Annotated in this window: 9 protein-coding genes; 8 read left to right on the top strand and 1 reads right to left on the bottom strand. The window is 72.3% G+C overall.

From position 1 onward, the window contains the following. The first annotated feature begins 270 nt into the window (after positions 1 to 270). Together VFZ20_RS30545 and VFZ20_RS30550 are read left to right on the top strand one after the other, a co-directional pair. Positions 271 to 876, top strand: a complete 606-nt coding sequence (locus VFZ20_RS30545) for a TetR/AcrR family transcriptional regulator (protein ID WP_329687757.1) — start codon at positions 271 to 273, stop codon at positions 874 to 876. Between the two features lie 121 nt (positions 877 to 997). Continuing rightward, positions 998 to 1,156, top strand: a complete 159-nt coding sequence (locus VFZ20_RS30550) for a hypothetical protein (RefSeq protein WP_329687758.1) — start codon at positions 998 to 1,000, stop codon at positions 1,154 to 1,156. Between the two features lie 93 nt (positions 1,157 to 1,249). Here VFZ20_RS30550 and VFZ20_RS30555 read toward each other — a convergent pair whose 3' ends face one another. After that, entirely contained in the window at positions 1,250 to 1,603 is a 354-nt protein-coding gene (locus VFZ20_RS30555; RefSeq protein ID WP_329687759.1) for a hypothetical protein, read from the bottom strand. Positions 1,604 to 2,021: 418 nt separating this feature from the next. On the opposite strand from VFZ20_RS30555, the gene VFZ20_RS30560 reads away from it, so the two are divergent. The 6 genes from VFZ20_RS30560 to VFZ20_RS30585 all read left to right on the top strand — a co-directional run bounded on the left by VFZ20_RS30560 (position 2,022) and on the right by VFZ20_RS30585 (position 7,024). Next, complete coding sequence (locus tag VFZ20_RS30560) at positions 2,022 to 2,318, top strand: hypothetical protein (RefSeq protein ID WP_329687760.1); 297 nt, start codon at positions 2,022 to 2,024, stop codon at positions 2,316 to 2,318. A gap of 134 nt (positions 2,319 to 2,452) precedes the next feature. After that, positions 2,453 to 2,983, top strand: a complete 531-nt coding sequence (locus tag VFZ20_RS30565; RefSeq protein WP_329687761.1) for a DinB family protein — start codon at positions 2,453 to 2,455, stop codon at positions 2,981 to 2,983. A 97-nt stretch (positions 2,984 to 3,080) separates the two neighbouring features. Then, a complete protein-coding gene (locus VFZ20_RS30570; protein ID WP_329687762.1) occupies positions 3,081 to 3,575 on the top strand; it encodes a low molecular weight protein-tyrosine-phosphatase in 495 nt (164 codons plus the stop codon). After that, positions 3,572 to 4,450: a fructosamine kinase family protein gene (locus VFZ20_RS30575; protein WP_329687763.1), complete on the top strand. Its 879-nt coding sequence runs from the start codon at positions 3,572 to 3,574 to the stop codon at positions 4,448 to 4,450. The genes VFZ20_RS30570 and VFZ20_RS30575 overlap by 4 nt, the downstream gene beginning before the upstream one ends. A 328-nt stretch (positions 4,451 to 4,778) precedes the next feature. Next, complete coding sequence (locus VFZ20_RS30580; protein WP_329687764.1) at positions 4,779 to 5,363, top strand: hypothetical protein; 585 nt, start codon at positions 4,779 to 4,781, stop codon at positions 5,361 to 5,363. Positions 5,364 to 5,452: 89 nt separating this feature from the next. Further along, positions 5,453 to 7,024, top strand: a complete 1,572-nt coding sequence (locus VFZ20_RS30585; RefSeq protein ID WP_329687765.1) for a phospholipase D-like domain-containing protein — start codon at positions 5,453 to 5,455, stop codon at positions 7,022 to 7,024. The last annotated feature ends 59 nt before the right edge of the window (positions 7,025 to 7,083 follow it).

Here is a 7,083-nt window from a genome sequence, read left to right on the forward strand (position 1 = left end):
CGCGCGAAAACGCGCCCTGGTGCACGAGCCACCTCCCTCCCCCGCGCAGTTTGCGGGGGAGGGTCGGGGAGGGGGGCGCCCGCCCCGCGGTGAGTGTCCGCCTGCCCGCATGATCCCGATCCCATCCCGATCTCCATCCCGCTTCCCATCACACTCCCCCCCGACCGCCGCGCCTCCCACGCCGTTGCAGGCTGTCCCCTGTAACCTGTCCCCCGCCGTTCCCTCTCTCGCACTTTCGCACTTTCGCACTCCCGCACTATCTTCCCCGCCATGACTGAGCGCCCACTCACCGAGAGCCGCGAAACCCGGCGGCGCGCCATCCTGGATTCCGCGGTGCGGGTGTTCGCGGAGCACGGCTTCTTCGCCGCCCGCATCCGCGACATCGCGGCCGGCGCGGGCGTGGCCGAGGGAACCATCTACCTGTACTTCGAGGGCAAGGACGACCTGCTGCTCACCGCCTTTCGCGAAAAGGTGAACGAGTTCGTGGCGTCCGTGCGCGACGTGATGGCCGCGGGCCTGCCGTTCCAGGAGCGGCTGGCCCGCTTCGTGGAGCTGCAGTTCCAGAGCATCGAGGCGGACCCGCCCCTGGCCACCGTGCTGCTGCTGGAGTCCCGCCAGTCGTCCAAGTTCTACGGCGGCGCCGTGCGCGACGTGCTCAAGACGTACGCGCAGGCCATCGACGGCCTGCTGGGCACGGGGATGGAGCGCGGCGAGGTGCGCGGGGACGTGAGCGTGCCCCTGGCCCGCCGCATGCTCATCGGCGCGTTGGAGGAGGTGGAGCTGGAATGGCTGCTGGGCGAGCGCTCGCGCCCCCTGGTGCCCATGGCCGCGGCGTTCGCGGCCACCTTTTGCCGCGGCATCGCGCCGGCCGGCTGACGGCGGACGCTGGACAGGGCGCGCCGCGCGCTGTAGGTTGTTGCCCGTAACGCCCCGCGCGGGCGCCCGCACCCCCGAGAACGAGCCCGCACCGCGGGCGCTGGCACGCTGAGCGAGAGCGATGGCTGACCTGAACGTCGAGCGCACCACGGCCGTTGCCCCGGCCGAAGAAGACGACTACGCCAACTGGGAGATCGCCCTTTGGCTGATCGGCATCCTGATGATTCCCGGCGTGCCCATCGCCATGGTGGTGCTCCTGACCCCGTGGAGCGGCCTGTAACCGGCTGAGCTCCACCGGAGGCAGAACGAGGCCCCCGCTCGCCATCGCGAGCGGGGGCCTCGTGCGTTGTCCGGCATCCGCGGCGAACGCGCGTCAGGGCTCCGACGCCCGGGCGCGGAGCGCCGACAGCCAGGGCGGCGCGTCCAGGCCGCTGGACGTGTACCCGCGCTCCAGCACGTCCAGCAGCTCGCCCGTGGCGCGGCCGCGCGCCTCCTGGGGCACCCCCGCCAGCAGCACGTCCAGCGCCGCCGCGTAGGGCCGGACGGAGAAATCTCCCGCGTCGCCCCCCGTTACCCGCAGGTACCACAGCCCCAGCAGCCGCCGGACGCGCGGGTGCGGGGCCGCGCCGTTCAGGAAGTTGTGGAGCGTGCTGTGCCCCAGGCCGATCTCCGGGGCCAGCAGGCGCAGCGACGTGCGCTCGGCGTGGTCGCGGGCAAGCTCGCGCACGGCATCGATCGGTACATCCCGCGGGTTAAAAGATGTCGTCATGGGAGCGCTGGCGTAGTTTGCTCTTGTGGAGCGCTGCGGGGCGTGTTTAGATTCGCTGTCCAGAATTTCCGCTATGGCAACTTTGGCCACAGCGACAACATGCGGGATCGGCCGCTTCCTGTAAAGGCGCTCCCCTAACGCGCCAGCGCGAACCCGCCTGGCGCGCAAAGTCAGGCAAAGGCAGGGCTGTACGGCAGTCGTCGGCGGCGGGACGCATCGGTGAGCGGCGGGCGTCGACGCATGTTCATGGACCGCAACAGAAAGACAGGCCCGCATGTCCGTTTCCGACGGCCCTGAGAAGCCCGCACCCCGGTCGGTCGTGGTGGAGCTTGCGCGCGTGGTGCTGCACGGGGGCCCGCAGTCGCCCACGCGCACGATGATGCAGCTCGTGGGGCGAATGGCGCCGTTCTGCCTTCGTGCCGCGGTGCTGATCCTCCTTCTCCGGGGCCGCACGGCGGTCCCGGTGGCGTCGCAGCTGGTTGATCTGCTCTTCCTCCTCATCCTGCTCGCGGCCGTGGACCAGTGGCTCGTCGTTCCCCTGCTGCGCGGGCTCGGAAAGCTCGCGCGCTTCCTCGCGGGCCGACGTGGGCGGCCGGAAGCCTTGCAGAAGCCGCCATCCCTGGCGCGGTTGAATCAGCCCCCCGGTCCTGGCGCTCCGGACGAGGAGGGCTGAACCGGACCGGCGGGAGCGGCGTGGTGGTGTGCTGTCCGGATTCGAGGACATGCGACCCCCTCGCGCTCCGCGGCCGGGGGCTTATCTTGGGCGCGGGCGCAGGGCCACCCCATCACCCGCACCGGATTCATCGCATGTCCACCACCGAAACGGCCGCCACGCCGTCGCTCAAGGCCGCCGCGCTGGGCGACCTGGAGCAGGAGCTGCGCGTTTCGCGCTCGCTGCTGGAGCGCGTTCCCGAAGACCGGCTGGACTTCAAGCCGCACGAGAAGTCGTTCAGCCTGGGGTCGCTGGCCACGCACATCGCCAACCTGCCGTACTGGATCACGGCTACGCTGCAGAGCGACTCGTTCGACCTGTCCAACGTCTCGCACCGCGAGCCCGCCGCCAACCGGCAGGAGCTGCTGAAGCTGTTCGACGACACGGCGGCGGACATGCGCGCCGCCCTGGACGCTGCCAGCGACGCGGACCTCCTGCGCACGTGGGAGCTGCGGATGGGCGACCGCGTGCTGCAGCGCATGCCCAAGCTGGGCGTGATCCGCGGGATGGGCATCAGCCACTTCATCCACCACCGCGGCCAGCTGAGCGTGTACCTGCGCCTGCTGGACGTGCCCCTGCCGCCCATGTACGGCCCCACGGCGGACGAGCGTCCCAGCTTCGGCTGATCGCGCGGCGGTTGCACGCGGCGCGCGAACGCGCATCTTGATCGGCCCCGGCGCGTTCGCCGGGGCCGATTCGTTCTTCATCCACCGAACCTGACCGATGGCTGCCGATCCCGTTCGCGTGCTGTTCGTCTGCATGGGCAACATCTGCCGCTCGCCCGTGGCCGAGGCGGTGTTCCGGCACCAGGTCCGCGAGGCGGGGCTGGAGGACCGGTTCGAGATCGACTCCGCCGGCACCAGCGGCTACCACGACGGCGACCCGCCCGACCGGCGCAGCACGGAAACGGCGTGGAAGCGCGGCATCAAGCTGACGGGCCGCAGCCGCCGCGTGACGCAGGACGACCTGCGGACGTTCGACTACGTGATTGCCATGGACGCGGAGAACGAGCGCGAGCTGCGGCGCGTGCTGGCCTCCAGCGGCGGCGCGGCGCGCGTGCATCGCCTGCGCGAGTGGGACCCCCGGCCGGAGCACGGCGACGTGCCGGACCCGTACTACGGCGGCGCGCGCGGCTTTGACGACGTGCACGACATCGTGGAGCGCGCGTCCGCGGCGTTCCTGGAGCACGTGGTCCGCGAGCACGGGCTGCGCGGATGATCCCGCCCGCGCTGCGCGACTCCGTCCAGGCGCGGCTGGGCCCTATCCGCGGCGCGTCGCCCGTCGGCGGCGGGTGCATCAACCAGGGGATGCGGATCGACCTGGCGGACGGGCGCGTCTTCCTCAAGCACAACGCGTCCGCCGCGCCGGGCATGTTCGCCGCGGAGGCGCGCGGGCTGACGGCGCTGCGGGAGGCGGCGGATCAGCTCATCGTGCCGCGGCCCCTGGCGTGGGCGGAGGCGGAGGGCGATGCGCCCGCGTGGCTCGCGCTGGAGTGGCTGGAGCCCGGCCCGCGCGGGGCGGACTTCGCGGAGCGGCTGGGGCGCGGCCTGGCGTCGCTGCACGGGCTGCACGACGGCGACGAACGGTGGGGATGGGCGGAGGACAACTTCATCGGCGCGCTGCCGCAGGAGAACGGGCGGATGGAGTCGTGGTCCGCGTTCTGGCGTAGGCGCCGGCTGGAGCCTCAGCTTGCGATGGGGCGGGATGCCGGCCGTCTCCCCGGCCGCGCGGCGGAGTGGGACCGGCTGTTCGACCGTCTGCCGGACCTGCTGGATGACGCGAAGATGGACGGACCGTCGCTGCTGCACGGCGACCTGTGGGGCGGCAACGTCGTGGCGACGATGGACGGGCCGGCGCTCATCGACCCCGCCGTGTATCGCGGCCACCGTGAGGCGGACCTGGCGATGACGGAGCTGTTCGGCGGGTTCGGCGAGCGGTTCTACGCGGCGTACGGCGAGGCGTGGCCGCTGCTGGAGGGATATCCCGCGCGGCGGCCGGTGTACCAGCTGTGGTACCTGCTGGTGCACGTGAACCTGTTCGGCGGCGGGTACGTCGCGCAGACGGCGGAGGTGCTGCGGGGGATTGTGCGCTGATCTGCGGATGAGCGGATGGGAATCGCGCGCGGAAGCGGGGGCGCTGCCGCCCGCCGAGCGCCCCCCATCCCCAGCCCTTCCCCCACAAACGGCGTGGGGGAAGGGAGGATCACAGACCACGCACGGAGGCGGGCGTCTCCTTGCCCGCCGAGGGCCCCCTCCCCCCGACCCCCTGCCCCCGCTTCGCGGGGGAGGGGGAGAACTGAACGTCCGCGAGGTACCTCGCCCTAGTGCACGAACCACCTCCCTCCCCCGCGCAGTTTGCGGGGGAGGGTCGGGGAGGGGGGCGCCCTGCCTGCGACGAGTCTTCGCCATCCCAACCAATCCCATGCTCCCGCCCAACCTGCGCGACTACTACCTGGAGATCCGCTGCCCGCGATGCGCCGGCCGGGCGCGGTGGGAAGAGCCGTTCGAGATCGCCGACCCCAGCCGCGGCCAGGTGCCCGGCGGCTCCGAAGACGAGGGATACGCGAAGTGGGGCGGATGGCGCGTCCGCGAGAAGTTTCCCACGCTGCTGCGCTGGACGGAGCCACGGCGCGGGCAGGGCTGGGCCCACTACACGCAGGGCGTCGTCCGCTGCTCCGCGTGCCACTTCGTGGGCCTGCACCGGCTGCGCTGGCCAGGGGACGCGTTCTTTCGATGGAACGTGCGCGGCACGCCGCTGTGGGCGTGGCACGCGGAGCACGCGCGGGTGCTGCACGACTACATCGCCGCGCGCGTCCGCGATCCGTTCCGCTATCCCGATCCGTATCCCAAGTCGCTGCAGCGCCTGCCGAAGGACGTGCTGGCCGGCCGCAACCGCGAGCGCGTGTCGAAGCAGATCGCGGCCACGCTGGCGGAGGCCGGCCTCGCGCTGGACCCGCCCCTGCGGCCGCCGCGCGCGGTCCACGGAATGACGCATCAGGCTGGATAACGTCCCGCGGACGCTGCTACATTGCGGACGTGGCAGACGGATTGCGAGTGGAACTCCGTGTTCCATTTCCGGCACCCGCTCACCCCCACGTGCGCGAAACCCTCTCCGACACCCGTCCCGTTGCCCCGGCGGATGCACCGCCGGCGCACCCCGTGGCCCGCGGCCTGACGACCGCGGGCGCCATGCGCGTGATGATGCGCATGGCGGAGCGGGCCATGATCCGCGCCAGCGACGCCCACCAGGTGCGCGGCAACACGGCGCGCCTGCTGGCCAGCGGCACGGAGGCGTTCCGGGCGTGGCTCACGGCCATCGAGCACGCCGAGCGGTACGTCCACCTGGAGAACTACATCCTTCGCGACGACCGCATTGGCCGCACGTTCCGCGAGGCGCTGTGCGAACGGGCGCGGGCGGGCGTGAAGGTGCGGGTGCTGTACGACTGGATCGGGTGCTGGGCCACGCCGCGCCGCTTCTGGAAGCCGTTCCGCGACGCGGGGGTGGAACTCCGGGCGTTCGCGCGGCCGTCGCTCAGCGATCCCCTCAACCTCATCCGCCGGGACCATCGCAAGGTGGTGGCGGTGGACGGCGGCTGGGCGTCGGTGTCGGGGATGTGCATCGGCGACGAGTGGGCGGGCGATCCGGAAGCCGGCATCCCCGCGTGGCGCGACACGGGCGTGGAGTTTCGCGGGCCCGTGGCGGCCGTCATCGACCGCGCGTTCTGCAAGACGTGGCGTGTGGCGGGCGGCCGCCTGCCGCAGGACGAGATCCCCGATCCCGCGCACGTGCAGCCCGTGGGCAACGTGGCCGTGCGCGTGGTGGAGGGCGAGCCGGGGCGGTCGCGCATCTACCGGCTGTCGCAGTTCGTGGCCGTGGGCGTGGAGCGGCGGCTGTGGATCACCGACCCGTACTTCGTCCTGCCGCCCGCCATGACGGAGGCCCTGGCCAGCGCGGCCCGTGACGGCGTGGACGTGCGCGTGCTGGTGCCGGCGTACAACAACTGGCCCATCGTGGGTGGGATGTCGCGCGCGGGTTACCGGCCCCTGCTGGACGCGGGGGTGCGGCTGTTCGAGTGGGAAGGCCCCATGATCCACGCCAAGACGGCCGTGGCCGACGGGTTCTGGGCGCGCGTGGGGAGCAGCAACCTGAACCTGGCGTCGTTGCTGGGGAACTGGGAGCTGGACGTAGCCGTGACGGACCTGAACTTCGCGGCGGAGATGGAGGCGCTGTTCCTGCGCGACATCGAATCGTCCGTGGAGGTGACGCTCGTGAGCAGCGCGCGGGTGCCGGGGATGGGCATCCGCGAGCGGCGCGCCGTGGAGCGCGTGATGGCCGAGCGCCCGGCGCAGGCGCAGGAGTCCGCCACGCGCGTGGCGGCCCGCGAGGCGCGCCAGCGGTCGTTCCGCGGCACGGAAGTGAGCCGCTACCTGGGCCGCCTGGCCCGCGCGGCGTCCGTGCTGGCGCGCGCGCTCGTGGGGCAGCGCACCATCGGCCGCGAGGACACGGGGTGGGTGAGCGTGTGGGGCGTGATCCTGCTGGCCGTGGCGGCCGTGGGGTTCGTCTTTCCGCGGGTGGCCGCGTTCCCCCTGTCGCTGCTGGCGCTGGTGCTGGGGATCGCGACGTTCGTCCGCGTCGTCACGCGAGACCGCGACGGGCCGGAGGGGTAGAACGGAGGGAGAAGACGGCGTCCGTGCACAAGGGTGGGTGTCTGCCGGTCCGCGGAGGG

This window comes from Longimicrobium sp., assembly GCF_036280135.1.
Classification (GTDB): Bacteria; Gemmatimonadota; Gemmatimonadetes; order Longimicrobiales; family Longimicrobiaceae; genus Longimicrobium.